The sequence below is a fragment of the Sphingomonas echinoides genome (assembly GCF_029623395.1).
GTDB lineage: Bacteria > Pseudomonadota > Alphaproteobacteria > Sphingomonadales > Sphingomonadaceae > Sphingomonas > Sphingomonas echinoides_A.
The window spans coordinates 1-16,986 of the sequence record NZ_JAPYKK010000007.1; the positions used below are offsets into that span (position 1 = coordinate 1).

Genomic DNA, 16,986 nt, shown 5'->3' on the forward strand with positions numbered 1-16,986 from the left:
GAGACACGCCCCACCCCCAACCCCTCCCCTGAAGGGGAGGGGCTTATATAATGAACGACACCCCCGACGAAACCGGCGCAATCCGCCGCTGCATCCTCCTCGGCGAGCGCGCCCCGCGCGAAACGCTCGTCCGCCTCGCGCTGTCCCCCGACGGCGCGGTCCACCCCGACGTGCGCGCCAAGGCCCCCGGCCGTGGCGCGTGGATCGGCGTCACCTGCGCCGAGCTCGACACCGCGATTACCAAGGGCAAGCTCAAGGCAGCCCTCGCCCGCGCGTTCAAGACCGGCCCGATCGCGATCCCGGACGACCTGTCCGGCAAGATCGCGACCGCGCTCGAACGCGCCGTGCTCGACCGCCTCGGACTCGAGGCGCGCACCGGCAACCTGTTGACCGGTGCGGAAAAGATCGAGACCGCGGCGCGCAGCGGCAAGCTTCACTTGCTGCTCCACGCCTGCGATGCGGGCGCGGACGGCAACCGTAAACTCGATCAGGCCTGGCGCATCGGCAACGATGAAGAAGGAAGTGATTTGAGGGGGTTGGTTCTGCCAGTCCCACGCACCATATTGGCCGTGGCACTAGGCCGCCAGAATGTGGTACATATAGGCCTGACTGATCCCGATGCCGCCGGACGCGTACGCGATTCGCTACACCGCTGGCTGCATTTTATCGGCCCTGACCCAACTCCCGCGCCTTGCGAAACGGCCTCGCAGGGCGCATCGGCGTCCCACCACGACGCCGGTCCGCTGGCCGATCTGGCCCCAGTGCCGACAGACGACGTACACGAGGAATTTGAGTGAGCGATACCGAGAACGAAAAGCCGAAGCTGGGCATGCGCGCGCCTTTGGGCTTGAAGCGTACGGTCGAGACCGGCCAGGTCAAGCAGAGCTTCAGCCATGGACGGTCGAACACCGTCGTGGTCGAGGTGAAGCGCCGCCGCGTGCTCGGCCCGGGCGGCACCCCGGTCGACGCACCCGTCGTCGAGGAAGCACCTGCTGCGGCCCCCGCGCCTGCGCCGGCGCCTGCCGCGCGTGCGCCCGAGCCGCGCCGCGCGCCCCCGCCCGCGCCGGTAAACCCGGCCAACTCGCTGCTGTCGCGTCAGGAACTCCAGACCAAGCTGCTGCGCGAGGCCGATGAGGCGCGCATGCAGGCGCAGGAAGAGAATCGTCGTCGCGACGAGCGTCTCCGCGCCGAAGCGCTCGAGGAAGACCGTCGCCGCGCCGAGGAGCGCGCCAAGGCGCCTGCCGCGGCACCGACGCCCGCACCCGAGCCCGTCGCAGAGCAGGCACCGCCCGCGCCGACCCCGACCCCGGCGCCGGTCGAAGCCGCTGTGCCTGAAGCGCCCGCTCCCGTCGCGGCACCCGCTGCTCCGACAGCACCCGCAACGCCCGTCGCGGCAACCCCCGCTCCGGCAGCCCAGGCTCCCGCACCGGCGGCACCCGCTGCTCCAGCGGCAACGACGCCAGCCCCGGCAGCGGCCGCGCCTGCTCCGGTTGCAAAGCCGCCGGTAGCTGCAAAGCCAGCGCCCGCGCCTGCCCCGGTGCTGCGCCCGCTGTCGCTCGAGCGCGATCCGTCGATGCCCGCGCCGCGTCTGTTCACCCCGGTTCCGCGTCCGGAGCGGCCCAAGCCGCCCGCACCGGCACCAGCCCCCGAGCCGACGCCCGCAGCAACCAGCGCGACGCCGACCCCCGCGGGAACGGTCAAGCGCCCGGGTTCGCCTTCGGCGGCTCCGACCAGCGAAGCACCGTCGCGTCCCGGCGCCGGTCCGCGTGACCGCAAGGGTGACGAGCGTCGCGGCGGCAAGCTGACCGTCAACCGCGCGCTCAACGATGGCGACGGCGCGCGTGCGCGTTCGCTCGCTGCGCTAAAGCGTGCCCGCGAAAAGGAAAACCGCCGGATGGGCGGCCCGCGCGAAGCGCAGGCCAAGCAGATCCGCGACGTCGTGGTGCCGGAAGCAATCACCGTGCAGGAACTCGCCAACCGCATGGCGGAAAAGGGCGCGGACCTGGTCAAGGCCTTGTTCAAGATGGGCATGCCCGTCACGATCAACGCGACGATCGACCAGGATACCGCCGAGCTGCTGGTGACCGAATTCGGCCACAACCTGACGCGCGTCAGCGATTCGGACATCGATCTGACCAACGACACGCATGAGGATCACGACGAGAACGCAGTCGAGCGTCCGCCGGTCGTGACGATCATGGGCCATGTCGATCACGGCAAGACCTCGCTGCTCGACGCACTGCGCGGAACCGATGTGGTCAAGGGCGAGGCCGGTGGCATCACCCAGCATATCGGTGCCTATCAGGTCACGCTGAAGGACAAGTCGAAGATCACCTTCCTCGACACCCCGGGCCACGAAGCGTTCACCGAAATGCGCCAGCGCGGCGCCAACGTGACTGACATCGTCGTTCTCGTGGTCGCAGCGGACGACAGCATCAAGCCGCAGACCGTCGAGGCGATCAACCATACGCGCGCCGCCGGCGTGCCGATGATCGTCGCGATCAACAAGGTCGACAAGCACGACGCCAATCCGCAGAAGGTGCGCGAGCAGCTGCTGCAATATGAGGTCGTGGTCGAGGAACTGTCGGGCGACGTCCAGGACGTCGAGGTCTCGGCGCTCAAGAAGACTGGTCTCGACGAGCTGATCGAGAAGATCCAGCTCCAGGCCGAACTGCTCGAGCTCAAGGCCAACCCGGACCGTACCGCCGAGGGCACCGTGATCGAGGCGAAGCTAGACAAGGGTCGTGGCCCGGTCGCCACGATCCTCGTCAACCGTGGCACGCTCAAGGTCGGCGATATCTTCGTCGTCGGCGCCGAGAGCGGCAAGGTCCGCGCGATGACCAACGACAAGGGTCAGCAGATCAAGGTCGCTGGCCCGTCGATGCCGGTCGAGGTGCTCGGTCTTTCAGGTGTTCCGCGGGCGGGTGATCCGTTGTCGGTGGTCGAGAGCGAAGCGCGTGCGCGTGAAGTCGCCGAATATCGCAAGGGCGTCATCACCGACAAGCGCACCGGGGGTGGCCCGGCCAGCCTCGAGTCGATGTTCTCCGCGCTCAAGGAAAAGCAGGCGATCGAATATCCGCTGGTGGTCAAGGCCGACACGCAAGGGTCGGTCGAGGCGATCGTGGGTGCGATCAACAAGATCTCGACCGATCTCATCAAGGCGCGCGTCCTGCATTCGGGCGTTGGTGGCATCACCGAGAGCGACGTGACGTTGGCTGGTGCATCGGGCGCACCGATCATCGGCTTCAACGTCCGTCCGAACGCCAAGGCACGCGAGATCGCGGAACGGCAGAAGGTCGCGTTCAAATATTATGACGTGATCTACGACCTGACCGACGAGATCCGCGCCGGCATGGCGGGCGAGCTGGGTCCGGAAGCGTTCGAAACCGTCGTCGGCCGCGCCGAAATCCGCGACGTTTTCTCGGCGGGCAAGCACGGCAAGGCAGCCGGTCTGCTCGTTACCGAGGGCAATATCCGCAAGGCGCTCAAGGCGCGTATCACCCGGGCGGATGTCATCATCTACCAGGGCGAGATCGCCTCGCTGCGCCGTTTCAAGGACGACGTCGCCGAAGTGCGCGCTGGTCTGGAGTGCGGCGTGACTTTCACGTCGAACTTCGTAGACATCAAGCCGGGCGACTTCCTCGAAACGTTCGAAGTCGAATTGCGCGAACGCACGCTGTAAGTCCGTCTCCCTCTCCCCGCTTGCGGGGAGAGGGCCGGGGAGAGGGGCAGTATTAAGCGCTGCGCTGCGATACAGCCCTCTCCCGCGCTTCGCTTCGCTCGCTTGCCCTCTCCCCGGAGGGGAGAGGGATATAATGAGACCCACCGATACGCCCGAATCCCGCAACGTCCGCCTGCTCCGCGTCGGCGAGCAGATGCGCCATACCCTGAGCGAGATCCTCGCGCGCGGCGACGTGCATGACGAGACGCTGGCCAAACACACCGTCACGATCACCGAAGTCCGCATGTCCCCCGACCTGCGCCACGCGACGGTGTTCATGAAGTCGCTGCTCGGCAAGGACGAGGAAGCGGTGCTGAAAGCGCTGCGCACCAACACCGCCTACCTCCAGCGCGAGGTCGCATCGCAGGTGCGGATGAAATACGCCGCCAAGCTCAAGTTCCTGGCCGACGACAGCTTCGACGAGGGCAGCCACATCGATAAGTTGCTGCGCGACCCGAAGGTAGCGCAGGATCTCACGCCCGACGCGGAAGATTGACAGTCACGCCGGTAAGACGCATCTTACCAAGATGAATGCAAAAACGACACTGTCGGCAAAAGGACAAGTCGTCATCCCCAAGGATGTCCGCGATGCGCTTGGGTTGAAGCCCGGCCAGGTGCTCGACGTGCAACGCACGATGAATGGTGTGCTGCTCTCGATCGCTCATCAAAAAAGCGGGCAGACTGCCGATGAGGTTTTCGCACGGCTGCGGGAAATAGCGCCGAAATGGGAAGGTCCGCCGGTGACCGATGAGATGATGGACGCTGCAATCGACACAATGTTCAGGGAAACGTGGAAAGGGTGATCCGCGCGCTCGACACCAACATCGTTGTACGCGTGCTCGCCGAACCGGACTCTCCGCAATCCGCTCTGGCGCGCGCCGCGATGCAAACGCCCTTCACCGTGCCAGTGTCGGTCATGCTCGAAACCGAGTGGGTCTTGCGATCCGTATTTCGCTGGCGCCGCGACCAAATCGCCGACGCGATGCTGACGTTGTTGGAACTGCCCGAGTGCCGCGCAGGCTCGTCGCTGCTGCGCTGGGTAATCGCGCGGTTCGCCGATGGCGCAGACTTCGCCGACATGGTGCATCTGGTCCTCGCCGATGCTGCGGACCGTTTCGTGACCTTTGACAAAGACCTCGTCCGCAAGGCCGGCCTCGATGTGCCGATTGCAATCGAAACGCTTACCTGATGGCCAAGCTCTATTTCTACTATGCCTCGATGAACGCGGGCAAATCGACCAACCTGCTGCAAGCCGATTTCAACTATCGCGAGCGCGGGATGCGCACCGTCCTGCTGACCGCGGCGATCGACGACCGCTTCGCCGCGGGCACGATCACCTCGCGGATCGGGCTCGCCGCCGACGCGATCGCGTTCGAGCGCGATACCGATCTGATTGCGGTGGTGGTTCGCGACGGCGAGACACCGCCGGCCTGTGTGCTCGTGGACGAGGCGCAGTTCCTGACCGCCGCGCAAGTCGATCAGCTCGCCGCGCTCGCTGATGACCACGGCATTCCGGTGCTCGCCTACGGCCTGCGCACCGATTTTCTCGGCGCGTTGTTCGAGGGATCGGCGCGGCTGCTCGCAATTGCGGATTCGCTGATCGAGATCAAATCGGTCTGCGCCTGCGGACGCAAGGCGACGATGAACCTGCGGATGGACGCGAGCGGTCGCGCGATCGCCGAGGGCGCGCAGACCGAGATCGGCGGGAACGACCTGTACATCGCGCTATGTCGTCGCCATTTCCGGGAAGCGCTTGCCGCCTCCTGACCCGAACGGACCCGAATGACCGACCCCAATTTGCCCTACACCATCGCGGTGTGGCTCATCCCCCTCGTCGTCGCGATCGTCTTCCACGAAGTCGCGCACGGCTATGTCGCGCGGATCTTCGGCGATCCGACGGCGGACCGACTTGGCCGCCTGACCCTCAACCCGATCCGCCACGTCGATCCGATCGGCACGGTCGTGCTGCCGATGATCCTCGCGATCGCGCACGCGCCGATCTTCGGCTGGGCGAAGCCCGTACCGGTCGATGCAATGCGGCTGCGCAACCCGCGCCGCGACATGATGCTGGTCGCGTTGGCGGGTCCGGCGACCAATTTCGTGCTGGCGACGTTCGCGGCGCTGTCGCTGGGTGCGTTCGTCGGGTTGCACGGCGGCATCCCGGCGCAGGGCGCCCCGCATACCGTTGCGGGGTTCGTGTTCGACAGCCTCTACAGCTTCGTGCTGGTCAACGTGTTCCTCGGCGTGTTCAACCTGATCCCGCTGCCGCCATTCGATGGCGGGCATGTCGTGCAGGGGCTGCTCCCGCGCGCGGCGGCGATCCAATATTCAAAGCTCGCGCGCTTCGGCTTCCCGCTGCTGCTGTTCCTGCTGTTCGTTCTCCCGATGATCAGCCCGCAGGCGGATATCGTCCGCCGCGTGATCGGCCCGATCGCAACCGCAGTCGCGGACTTCTTCCTGGGTTTTGCGCAACTGGGCGGCCTGTGAGCGGCATCAACGGCTGGCTGATCCTCGACAAGCCGCTTGGGCTGGGGTCGACCGATGGCGTCACCGCGGTCAAGCGCGCCCTGCGCGCGGCGGGCTATGATGCGAGCAAGCGCGGGATCAAGGTCGGGCATGGCGGCACGCTCGACCCGCTCGCGACCGGCGTGCTGCCGATCGCGCTCGGCGAGGCGACCAAGCTGGCCGGGCGGATGCTCGACAGCGACAAGATCTACGACTTCACGATCGGGTTCGGCGCGCAGACCGATACGCTCGACCTGGAAGGCAAAGTCATTGCGACCTCCGACGTGCGGCCGACGCTGGCCGCGGTCGAGGCGGTGCTGGCGCAGTTCATCGGGCCGATCGAGCAAGTGCCGCCGATCTACTCCGCGCTCAAGGTCGATGGCGAACGCGCCTATGATCGCGCGCGCGCCGGCGAGGACGTCGTGCTGGCGAGCCGCAAGGTCACCATTCACGCCCTTCATTCCTCCCCGGCACGGGGAGGGGGACCATTCGCTACTTCAGCGAATGGTGGAGGGGTAGCCCAGCGCGCTGCGGCCAGCGACCACCCCTCCACCACCAGCCTGAAGGAGGCTGGCGGTCCCCCTCCCCCGCCGGGGGAGGAATTGAGCGACGTCACCCTCACCGCCCACGTCTCCAAGGGCACCTACATCCGCTCCCTCGCGCGCGACATCGCGCTCGCGCTCGGCACGGTCGGGCATGTCACGATGCTCCGCCGCATCAAGGCCGGTCCGTTCGACCTCTCGCACGCGATATCGCTGGACAAACTGGCCGAATTCGGCCAAGCGCGCACCCTTGAACACAATCTCCTGCCGTTGAGGGCGGGGCTGGACGACATCCCGGCTCTATCCCTCACCCCCGATCAGGCAGGGCTGCTCCGACAGGGGCGGGTGTTGGTCGGGATCGCCGCAGACGATGGCCCTCGCTTCGCGACATTGGACGACAGTCCGGTCGCTCTGGTGGAGGTTCAGGACCGCGAGGTCCGCGTCGTTCGTGGCTTCAACCTGTGACGATGTCGAAGGAAGACTGAAATGACGATCACTGCAGAGCGCAAGGACGCGCTCGTCAAGGAACATGGCCGCGTCGAAGGCGACACCGGCAGCCCCGAAGTCCAGGTCGCGATCCTCACCGAGCGCATTCGCAACCTGACCGAGCACTTCAAGGGCCACAAGAAGGACAACCATTCGCGTCGCGGTCTGCTGATGATGGTCAACAAGCGGCGTTCGCTGCTCGACTATCTCCGTCACAAGGACGGTCAGCGGTATCTCGACCTGATCGCGAAGCTCGGTCTTCGCAAGTAACACCGGGGGGCGGCCGAAAGGTCGCCCCTTTTGGCATCCCCGCCCGACATCGGGCATAACAAGTTCGGGCGCAGCGGCCCTTTAAGCGACGTTGCGCACCTGGACCCCGGCCTAAAGCCGGGGAAGTGCAGAGGGAACGGCAATTCGGCCCTTCCGTCGGGAGCGATCAAGCGCTCCAGACCGCGCGGACCGGTTAGTCCGCACAGTGGCCCCGTCGGCATCCGGCCGGCGGTGTTGAAGGAAAAAGCATGTTCGATACCAAGACCGTAACCACCCAATGGGGTGGCAAGACGCTGACGCTGGAAACCGGCCGCGTCGCGCGCCAGGCTGACGGCGCCGTGATGGCAACGCTCGGCGAGACCGTGGTGCTCTGCGCCGTGACCGCCGCCAAGTCGGTGAAGGAAGGCCAGGACTTCTTCCCGCTGACCGTTCACTATCAGGAAAAATATTCGGCTGCCGGACGTATCCCCGGTGGCTTCTTCAAGCGTGAGCGCGGCGCGACCGAAAAGGAAACGCTGACCAGCCGCCTGATCGACCGTCCGATCCGCCCGTTGTTCCCGGAAGGGTTCTACAACGAGATCAACGTGATCTGCCAGGTTCTCAGCTATGACGGCGAGAACGAGCCGGACATGCTGGCGATGGTCGCAGCATCGGCTGCCCTCACCATCTCGGGCGTGCCGTTCATGGGCCCGATCGGCGCGGCACGCGTCGGCTACATCGACGGCGAGTACATCCTCAACCCGACGGTCGAGCAGATCAAGGCCGGCGAGCTCGATCTCGTCGTCGCCGCGACCGGCGATGCCGTGATGATGGTCGAATCCGAAGCCAAGGAGCTTTCGGAAGAGGTCATGCTCGGCGCGGTCCAGTTCGCGCACAAGGCGTGCCGCGAAGTCTGCAACCTCGTCATCGATCTGGCCGAACAGGCTGCCAAGGATCCGTGGGAAATGCCGGCGCAGAGCGATCTGACCGCCGCCAAGGACAAGCTGCGCAAGCTCGTCGGTGCCGACATTGCCGCCGCCTATAAGGTGACCGACAAGTCGAAGCGTTCGACGATGCTGTACGAAGTCCGCGCCAAGGCGCGCGAGGCGTTCGCCGATGCAGCCCCGCAGGACCAGATGGCAGCGGGCAAGCTCGTCAAGAAGCTCGAGGGCGAGATCGTCCGCGGCGCGATCCTCAAGGATGGCACGCGTATCGACGGCCGCACCACCACGCAGATCCGTCCGATCGAAGCGATGGTGCACTTCCTGCCGCGCGCGCACGGTTCGGCGCTGTTCACCCGCGGTGAGACGCAGGCGATCTGCACGACCACGCTCGGCACCAAGGACGCCGAGCAGATGATCGACGGGCTGACCGGCCTGAGTTACGAAAACTTCATGCTCCACTATAACTTCCCGCCCTATTCGGTCGGTGAAGTCGGCCGCTTCGGTGCGCCGGGCCGTCGTGAAGTCGGCCACGGCAAGCTCGCGTGGCGCGCACTGCATCCGGTGCTGCCGTCGAAGGACGAGTTCCCGTACACGATCCGCGTCCTGTCGGACATCACCGAGAGCAACGGCTCCTCGTCGATGGCGACGGTCTGCGGCGGTTCGCTGTCGATGATGGACGCGGGCGTTCCGCTCAAGCGTCCGGTTTCGGGCATCGCGATGGGCCTGATCCTCGAGGGCAAGGACTTTGCGGTTCTCTCGGACATCCTGGGCGACGAGGATCACCTCGGCGACATGGACTTCAAGGTCGCAGGGACCGAGGCCGGCATCACTACGATGCAGATGGACATCAAGATCGCCGGGATCACCGACGAGATCATGCGTGTCGCTTTGGCGCAGGCCAAGGAAGGCCGTGCGCATATCCTGGGTGAGATGAACAAGGCGCTCGATTCGACGCGTACCGAGCTGTCGGCGCACGCGCCGCGGATCGAGACGCTGCAGATCGACAAGGCGAAGATCCGGGAAGTGATCGGCACCGGCGGCAAGGTGATCCGCGAGATCGTCGCGCAGACCGGCGCCAAGGTCGACATCGACGACGAGGGCCTGATCAAGATCAGCTCGTCCGACACCGCGCAGATCGACGCCGCGATCAAGTGGATCAAGGGCATCGTCGAGGAAGCCGAAGTCGGCAAGGTCTATGACGGCAAGGTCGTCAACCTGGTCGATTTCGGGGCGTTCGTGAACTTCATGGGTGGCAAGGACGGTCTCGTCCACGTGTCCGAAATCAAGAACGAGCGCGTCGAGAAGGTCTCGGACGTCCTGAGCGAAGGCCAGGAAGTCAAGGTCAAGGTCCTCGAGATCGATCCGCGCGGCAAGGTTCGCCTGTCGATGCGGGTCGTCGACCAGGAAACCGGCGCCGAGATCGAAGACACCCGCCCTGCCCGCGAAGAGCGTCCGCGCGGTGAAGGCCGTGGCGAAGGTCGCGGCCCGCGTCGCGATGGCGACGGTGGTCGTCCGCCGCGCAGCGAAGGCGGCGGCCGTGGTGACGGTGGTCGCGGCGAAGGCCGTGGCCCGCGTCGTGACGGCGACGGTGGTCGTGGTCCGCGCCGTGACGGCGGTGCCGGTGGCGCAGAGCGCGCCCCGCGCAACGACAAGCAGAGCGACGATGACGGCCCCGCGCCCGAGTTCGCGCCGGCTTTCCTGACCGGCGATCGCGACTAACACCTTCCCGCGAAAGCGTTGGGTAGGATCAGGGCCCGGAGCAATCCGGGCCCTTTTTCGTATTCCGGCACCCGTACGACTGCCGAAAATTTTCCCGCGCGATCCGTCGCTTGGACCTGTAAGAGCGTATCATGATCTCTACCGATGTTCGTGACCCGGCTGCGCTTGCGCCGGATCTCCGGTTCCTTGCCGGCGGCGGCGAGGCGACCCGCCTCATCCTGGCGCGCGACTGGTCCGATCATCCGCTGGGTGAGCCTGCGGGCTGGTCCGACATGTTCAAATCGCAGATCAGCACGATCCTCAATTCCCCCGAATCGATGATCCTCGTCTGGGGCGCGGACACGTTGAGCTTCTTCTTCAACGAAACCTACATTCCGCTACTCGGACCACGCGTCGCGTGGGCGATGGGCTCGCCCTTCGCCGAGGTCTGGGCGGATGCCTGGGAGCAGGCCAAGCCGATCATCGACGAAGCGTTCGCGGGGCGTAGCCAGCGGTTCAACGACCTGCCGTGGAAACTGGATACCGATCGCGGCCCCGCCGACACGTGGTTCTCTTTCTCCTATTCGCGGATCCTCGACGGAAAGGGCGATATCGCAGGATTGTTCATCCTCACCAACGAGACGACCGATCGCGTGCTGAGCGACGCCGCGCTGCTCCGCGCGCAAGCCGATTTGCTCGATCTCAACGCGACGCTCGAGCAGCAGGTCGCCGACCGCACGACCGACCGCAACCGGCTGTGGCAATTGTCGTCGGATGTCATGTTGATCGCGGACTTCGACGGGACGATCAAGGCGGTCAATCCGGCGTGGAAGCGCGTCCTCGGCTGGTCCGAGCACGAGCTGGTCGGGCAGCCCCTGTTTGCGTTCATCCATCCCGACGACCTGGAGAGCACGGTCGCCGCGGCGAAAGGCATCAGCGAAGGGGAAGTCGTAGCGCGCTTCGCCAATCGCTACCGCCATAAGGATTCGAGCTATCGCGATCTCGAATGGAATGCGGGGCCGGGAGACGGCAAGATCATCGCGGTCGGGCGTGATGCGACCGAGGTCAAGGTCCAGGCCCGTGCGCTCGAAATGGCCGAGGGGCAATTGCGCCAGGCGCAGAAGATGGAAGCGGTCGGCCAGCTTACCGGCGGCATCGCGCATGATTTCAACAATCTGCTGACCGGGGTGATGGGCAATCTGGAATTGCTCGAACTGCGCATCGGGCAAGGTCGGTTCGATGACGCCGACCGCTTCATCGCCGCCGCGCAGCAGGCCGGGCGTCGGGCGGCGTCGTTGACGCAGCGTCTGCTGGCGTTCTCGCGCCGCCAGACGCTCGATCCACGCCCGACCAACATCGATTGCCTGATCGCAGGAATGGAAGAGCTGCTGCGCCGTACCGTAGGGCCTTCCACCGCGATCCGCGTTGTCGGCTTGCCCGACTTGTGGACGACGATGATCGACCCGACGCAGTTCGAGAATGCGTTGCTCAATCTGTGCATCAACGCCCGCGACGCGATGCCGGACGGTGGCAAACTGACGATCGAGACGAGCAACGTCCTGCTCGACGAACCCTCTGCGCTCGAACGCGATTTGCCGCCCGGTGGCTATGTCTTGGTCTGCGTCACCGACACTGGTACGGGAATGTCCACAGAGACGATCGAACATGCGTTCGAGCCGTTCTTCACCACCAAGCCGATCGGGCAAGGCACCGGGCTGGGCCTGTCGATGATCTACGGATTCGCGCGCCAGTCCGGCGGTCAGGTGCGAATCCTGTCCGAGCTTGGCCAGGGGTCGACGATCTGCGTCTATCTGCCGGAGCACGCAGGCGCGGCAGCGCCGCAGGAGATCATCCCGGCCAACGCAGCCGTGGCGACCGTTAGTGGCGGGACGATCCTGCTGATCGACGACGAAGCCAGCATCCGGCATCTGATCGACGAGATCCTCGACGAGCTGGGCTATACCGTGATCGGCGCGGCGGACGGTGCCGCCGGGATCAAGGTGCTGCAGTCGGGCGCGAAGATCGATTTGCTGATCACCGACGTCGGCCTGCCCAACGGCATGAACGGACGCCAGGTCGCGGACATCGCCCGGCTGCTGCGCCCCGACCTGAAGGTGCTGTTCGTGACCGGATATGCGGAACCTGCGGCGCTGGGCGACAAGCATCTCGAACCGGGGATGGAATTGCTGACCAAGCCGTTCTCGCTGCACCAGCTCATCACCAAGGTCGCGGACATGATGCCTGGGCTTCCCTGACCGTTATGCGGACCGCCGCACGGCTGTAACATGACGCAGGCATGGCGGCGGTGGGGAGAAACGAGATGACGATCACACGACGCCTTGGCGCGTCCTGGCGCAAGGGGATGGCAAGCGCCGTGGTCGGCGCTGCCGCGTTCACCGCATCCAGTGCCGCCCCCCCGACGGATGGTGTCGCGGGTCTCCGAGTCGACCGAGTCGTGGTGGTGATGCGGCACGGTATCCGCCCCCCGACCAAGGCGCAGCCGATGCCGCTGGGCGTTGCGCGTGATCCGTGGCCGCGCTGGCCAGTCGCCCCGGGCTGGCTCACCCCGCATGGCGCCGCCGCGGTCGAAGCGATCGCCGCGTCGGATCGGGCAGCGTTTACCGCGGGCGGGCTCCTTCCGGCGCACGGTTGCGCTGGAAGGATCGCTTTGCTCGCCGACAGCGACCAGCGCACGATCGCAACCGCCGAGCAGTATGCGCGCGGAATTACCCCCGGTTGCGGCGTTCCGATCGAGCATCTGCCCCAGGATACGACCGACCCGCTGTTCGCACAGATCGACGACGGCCACGCCCCGCTCGACCCCGCGCGCGCCAGCGCCGCGGTCGATGCGGCAGTCGGCCCCGGCGGCATCGCCGCGACGGAGGCACGGATGCGGCCCCTGCTCGCTCGGCTCGATGCCGTGCTGTGCGGACGCCCGACCGACACGCAATGCGGTGTCTCGAAGGACCCGACGACGATCACGCCGGCGACCGCACGGACCCGCCCGAAGCTCGCCGGTGCGCTGGACCGGGCGTCGACCGCGGCGCAGATTCTGTTGCTCGAATATGCCGAGGGAAAGCCCGCCGCCGACGTCGGCTGGGGCCGCGCCAGCGCGCAGGACGTCACCGACTTCGGCGCGTTCCATGCGCTGGAATTCGCGATCCTCGCCCGGCCGCCATATCTCGCCGCGCGCAACATGGCGGGCCTGTCACCGCGGATCGTCGGCTGGCTGACCGACGCAGCCCCAGCGGCCGCGCAGATCGCGATGATATCGGGGCATGACACCAACATCGCCAACCTTGCCGGGCTGCTCGGGTTGCACTGGCGGGTTCCGGGGATTGCGGCGGATGATCCCGTGCCCGGAGGCGCGATCCTGCTCGAGCGCCTGCGCGACACCGCCGGAAACATCTTCGTCCGCGCGCGCTACCGGGCGCAATCGCTCGAGGAACTGCGCGCGGGCACCGCACGCGCGCCATATCGTCGGATCGTGCCGATCGCCGGCTGTCGCGCGCGCGGCGTCGTCGGCCTCTGTACGCTCGACGCGTTTACCCGAAAACTGAAGGGGTAACCTGCTCTGCGATATCGAACGCGGGGCGTCCCAGCAGGTACCCCTGGCACAGGTCGATCCCGAACGCGCGCACGGTCGCCAGCTCCGCCGCGGTTTCGATTCCTTCGGCGAGCAGGACGATCCCCAGATCGTGCGCCATCGTGACGACCGCGCCGACGATCGCGCGCTTGGTCGCCGACTGGTCGATGTCGCGGATCAACGCCATGTCGATCTTGAGCAGATCGGGCTTGAGCTCGGTCAACAGGTTCAGCCCGGCATAGCCTGCCCCGAAGTCGTCGAGCGCGGTCGTGAACCCCTGGGCGCGGTACGCGGCGATGATCTTCCGCAAGTGCCCGACATCGCGCATCTTCTCGTTCTCGGTAAATTCGAACATCAGCCGGTTGGGGTCGAACCCGACCCGCGCCGCCGCCGACAGGGTCGCGCGGATACAGGCGTTGGGCTCATACACCGCGTTGGGCATGAAATTGATCGACAGCTTCACCGCCGGGTCGGGGGGAAACAGCGTCCCGGCCAATTCGACCGCGCGCACCCGGCACGCCTGATCGAACCCATAAACGAGCTCGGGGCTGACCTGTGCGAGAATGGCCGCAGCGCCTTCCCCCGCAGTCCCGCGCACCAGCGCTTCATAGCCCCACACCCGCCCGGCCGCGATGTCCAGGATCGGCTGAAACGCCATGGTGAAGCCGAACGGCAGCGCGGCGCCGTCGCGGCATCCCCGACAGCGCGCAGCAGTGGATGGGTCCTCAGCCGTCGGAAAGGCATTTGTCTGCATAAAGCTCATGACCAGTCACACACCTTGCCCATTGCGTTTCGCGGCAAAGCAGGCCCGAAAGCGTACGCCGTCGGGCGCTGTTCTGGAAGGAGGACTCTTTGCACGTGATGCGCAATGTCCGCCGTCAGCGCCGCTTCATCCCCCACGCCGCTGGGGACTACGAAAGCCTTCAACCGGTTCTGCCCGCTCAGCCGGACCGCGCAATCCGCGATGCCGACATGCCGTCGCAACACCGCTTCGACTTGTTCGGGCCAGACGTTGATGCCGCCGACCTGCACCGCGCCGTCGCGACGCCCCGCTACCGCGAAACTATGGTCGAGCCCGATCGAGAGCCGGTCCGGGAGCAGCACTTCACGCCCGCCCGTATCGACGATGACCGCATCCGCGCCGTTGATCGGAGCAGCGAATTGCCAGCGCGGGAGCAGTCGGTACGGCGATCCCGGCGCGCAGCGCAGCGCGATGCCGCCCGTTTCGGACGCGCCGTAAACGTCGTACAACCGCTCGCCCCCGGCTGCGCGCACCGTCTCCGCCAGCGCATCCGACAGCGGCGCCCCCGCGCTGACGCCGCAAACGCCCGCCGGCCAGCGCCGGATCGACCGGACGATCGCGCCCCAATGATCCGGCACCGCCACGATCAGGTCCCCCGCCTCCAGCGCGGGAAAACTCAGGACGGACGCCGCGACCACCGGGACGCCGAGCGCTTCCGGCAGCAGCGCGGTCCAGATCAGGCCGTAGATATGATGCGCCGGCACAAGCGCCACGATCCGCCGGACCTGCGGCAGGACGGACGCGAAATAGGTGGCCTCGGCCAGCAGGTCGGCAACGGCATGAACGCACGGCTTTGCGCGCCCGGTCGACCCCGAGGTCATCAGCGTCAGCCGCGGATCCTCCCCGAACAGCACCGTGGAGATATCATCCAGCCAGTGACCGACGGTGGAGGGCGGACCGCGCTTCGCCTCCTGTTCCAGCCCTTCAAGGCCGAACATCTCGTAAAGCGCCGCCCCCGCATTGACGGTTTCGAGCGAATCGAGCGGCAAGCCGCCGACGGACAACCGACAGTCGTCGGTCCAGGCGAAAGGATCCTCGCTGCGAACGCTGCCGCTTGTGCCACCCACGCGCCCCCGCGACCGGTTCGTCTCGTCCGCGACCAGTGCGGCGACGATCCGCCGGAGCGCCGGACGTGCGATCGGCGCCGCGGTCATGCCTCGACCGATCGGTGCGCTTGGCCGTGGACGCGGTTACGGCCACCGTGCTTGGCGGCATAGAGCTGCACGTCGGCAAGCTCGATCAGGCCATCCACCGTCCCGCAGGCGTCGGTTGCGGTCGCGCACCCGAAGCTTGCGGTGATCCGCACCGCCCCAGCCGCCACCGGGATTACCAGCGCCTCGATCGCCTCGCGCAGGCGGTCGGCGATGGCGACCGCCTGCATCAGTGCCGTGTCGGGCAGAAGGACCGCGAACTCCTCCCCGCCCAGCCGCGCGAACAGGTCCGACGGACGCAACGTCGCACTACAAAGCTGGGTAAGCTGCTTGAGCACGACGTCCCCGGTCGGATGGCCGTAAGCATCGTTGACCGACTTGAAGTGATCGACATCGAGTAGGATCAGCGACAACGGCTGGCGTGCATCACGCCAGCGCCGCTGCTCGCGCTCGAACAGTTGCAGGAAGTGCGTGCGGTTCGCTGCGCCGGTCAGATGATCGAACAGCAGCATCCGCCGCAAATCGGACGTGTCCGACGCGTCGCGGGTCACGTCGCGCAGGACGACGAAGAAACCGGGCGCGCTCCGATCGTCGAGCTCGGGGCGCACCGCGAACAGCCGCTGACACCAATACCGCTCGCCCGTCCCACGGACCTGCCAGCTTTCGTCGAGATACCATCCGTCGCGTTCGGCCAGCCGCAACTGGTCCGCCACCGTCATCACGCCCGACCCGGGCGTCACGCTGACGATCTGGTCGAGCGGAACGCCCGTCACGTCGCCCGCCGCGCAACCGTTCTGGCGCGCGAAGGCAGCATTCGCGCCCTCGATCACGCCGTCCGCGGAAATCGACAACACCGCATAATCGTTGACCGCCGCGATCAGCGATCCGAACCAGCTCTCGCTTTGCTTCAGGCGACGTTCCTGTGCGACCTGCACGGTAATGTCCGAAAAGGTCGCCATCGCGCGGTTCGGCCCGAGCTTGATCATCGTGCACGCAAGCACCTTGGGATCCTTGCCGCTGCGCCGTGCCGCCATGTCGACCGCGATCCGGTGCCCCTCGCAAATCCCCCCGCGCTCCTTGGGATAATCGGCGAGCAGGTTGCGCAGCTCGGGTGCGCACCCCTCCAGCATCGCGAAGAGATTGCCCGGGTCGCGCATCCCCGCAACGGGCAGCAGATGTTTCATCGCATGCGGGTTGATCATCGTGATCGCCCCCATGGCGTCGAATTCCACCAATCCGACCGGACAGGCGTAGAGGAATTCGAGCAGTTGCTCGTGCTCCCGGGACAGGTCTGCGTCCATA

15 protein-coding genes are annotated in these 16,986 nt (G+C 66.4%); 12 read left to right on the forward strand and 3 right to left on the reverse strand.

Going from position 1 to position 16,986, the window contains the following annotated elements:
- The first annotated feature begins 50 nt into the window (after positions 1–50).
- From QBJ92_RS05995 to QBJ92_RS06050, 12 genes are all read left to right on the forward strand, one after another.
- On the forward strand, positions 51–797 hold the full coding sequence (locus QBJ92_RS05995; protein ID WP_277968781.1) for a DUF448 domain-containing protein: 747 nt from the start codon (positions 51–53) through the stop codon (positions 795–797).
- Positions 794–3,682, forward strand: a complete 2,889-nt coding sequence (gene infB, locus QBJ92_RS06000) for a translation initiation factor IF-2 (RefSeq protein WP_277968782.1) — start codon at positions 794–796, stop codon at positions 3,680–3,682. Before QBJ92_RS05995 ends, infB begins: the two co-directional genes overlap by 4 nt.
- Positions 3,683–3,815: 133 nt before the next feature.
- Complete coding sequence (rbfA, locus tag QBJ92_RS06005; protein WP_277968783.1) at positions 3,816–4,217, forward strand: 30S ribosome-binding factor RbfA; 402 nt, start codon at positions 3,816–3,818, stop codon at positions 4,215–4,217.
- Between the two features lie 31 nt (positions 4,218–4,248).
- Positions 4,249–4,524 carry an AbrB/MazE/SpoVT family DNA-binding domain-containing protein gene (locus QBJ92_RS06010; RefSeq protein WP_277968784.1) on the forward strand — a complete coding sequence of 92 codons (276 nt, stop codon included), beginning with the start codon at positions 4,249–4,251 and terminating at the stop codon, positions 4,522–4,524.
- Positions 4,521–4,910, forward strand: a complete 390-nt coding sequence (locus QBJ92_RS06015; RefSeq protein ID WP_277968785.1) for a type II toxin-antitoxin system VapC family toxin — start codon at positions 4,521–4,523, stop codon at positions 4,908–4,910. The genes QBJ92_RS06010 and QBJ92_RS06015 overlap by 4 nt, the downstream gene beginning before the upstream one ends.
- Positions 4,910–5,488, forward strand: a complete 579-nt coding sequence (locus QBJ92_RS06020; protein WP_277968786.1) for a thymidine kinase — start codon at positions 4,910–4,912, stop codon at positions 5,486–5,488. Before QBJ92_RS06015 ends, QBJ92_RS06020 begins: the two co-directional genes overlap by 1 nt.
- A gap of 15 nt (positions 5,489–5,503) precedes the next feature.
- Positions 5,504–6,208, forward strand: a complete 705-nt coding sequence (locus QBJ92_RS06025) for a site-2 protease family protein (RefSeq protein WP_277968787.1) — start codon at positions 5,504–5,506, stop codon at positions 6,206–6,208.
- Complete coding sequence (gene truB / locus QBJ92_RS06030; protein ID WP_277968788.1) at positions 6,205–7,233, forward strand: tRNA pseudouridine(55) synthase TruB; 1,029 nt, start codon at positions 6,205–6,207, stop codon at positions 7,231–7,233. The genes QBJ92_RS06025 and truB overlap by 4 nt, the downstream gene beginning before the upstream one ends.
- Before the next feature lie 21 nt (positions 7,234–7,254).
- A complete protein-coding gene (gene rpsO / locus QBJ92_RS06035; protein ID WP_010160983.1) occupies positions 7,255–7,524 on the forward strand; it encodes a 30S ribosomal protein S15 in 270 nt (89 codons plus the stop codon).
- A 248-nt stretch (positions 7,525–7,772) separates the two neighbouring features.
- The gene (pnp, locus tag QBJ92_RS06040; RefSeq protein ID WP_277968789.1) at positions 7,773–10,166 is read left to right on the forward strand and encodes a polyribonucleotide nucleotidyltransferase; all 2,394 of its coding nucleotides are present in this window, start codon (positions 7,773–7,775) and stop codon (positions 10,164–10,166) included.
- Between the two features lie 131 nt (positions 10,167–10,297).
- A complete protein-coding gene (locus tag QBJ92_RS06045; RefSeq protein ID WP_277968790.1) occupies positions 10,298–12,400 on the forward strand; it encodes a hybrid sensor histidine kinase/response regulator in 2,103 nt (700 codons plus the stop codon).
- Between the two features lie 65 nt (positions 12,401–12,465).
- Positions 12,466–13,713: a histidine-type phosphatase gene (locus QBJ92_RS06050; protein WP_277968791.1), complete on the forward strand. Its 1,248-nt coding sequence runs from the start codon at positions 12,466–12,468 to the stop codon at positions 13,711–13,713.
- Here the strand turns inward: QBJ92_RS06050 and QBJ92_RS06055 are convergent.
- Genes QBJ92_RS06055 through QBJ92_RS06065 form a run of 3 tightly spaced genes read right to left on the reverse strand, consistent with a single transcriptional unit; the run spans position 13,691 to position 16,985 of the window.
- Entirely contained in the window at positions 13,691–14,494 is an 804-nt protein-coding gene (locus tag QBJ92_RS06055) for an EAL domain-containing protein (protein ID WP_347342784.1), read from the reverse strand. The two genes, QBJ92_RS06050 and QBJ92_RS06055, sit on opposite strands and share 23 nt — an antisense overlap.
- Positions 14,491–15,687: an AMP-binding protein gene (locus QBJ92_RS06060; protein ID WP_277968792.1), complete on the reverse strand. Its 1,197-nt coding sequence runs from the start codon at positions 15,685–15,687 to the stop codon at positions 14,491–14,493. The genes QBJ92_RS06055 and QBJ92_RS06060 overlap by 4 nt, the downstream gene beginning before the upstream one ends.
- Entirely contained in the window at positions 15,684–16,985 is a 1,302-nt protein-coding gene (locus QBJ92_RS06065; protein WP_277968793.1) for a sensor domain-containing diguanylate cyclase, read from the reverse strand. The genes QBJ92_RS06060 and QBJ92_RS06065 overlap by 4 nt, the downstream gene beginning before the upstream one ends.
- Between the last annotated feature and the right edge of the window lies 1 nt (position 16,986).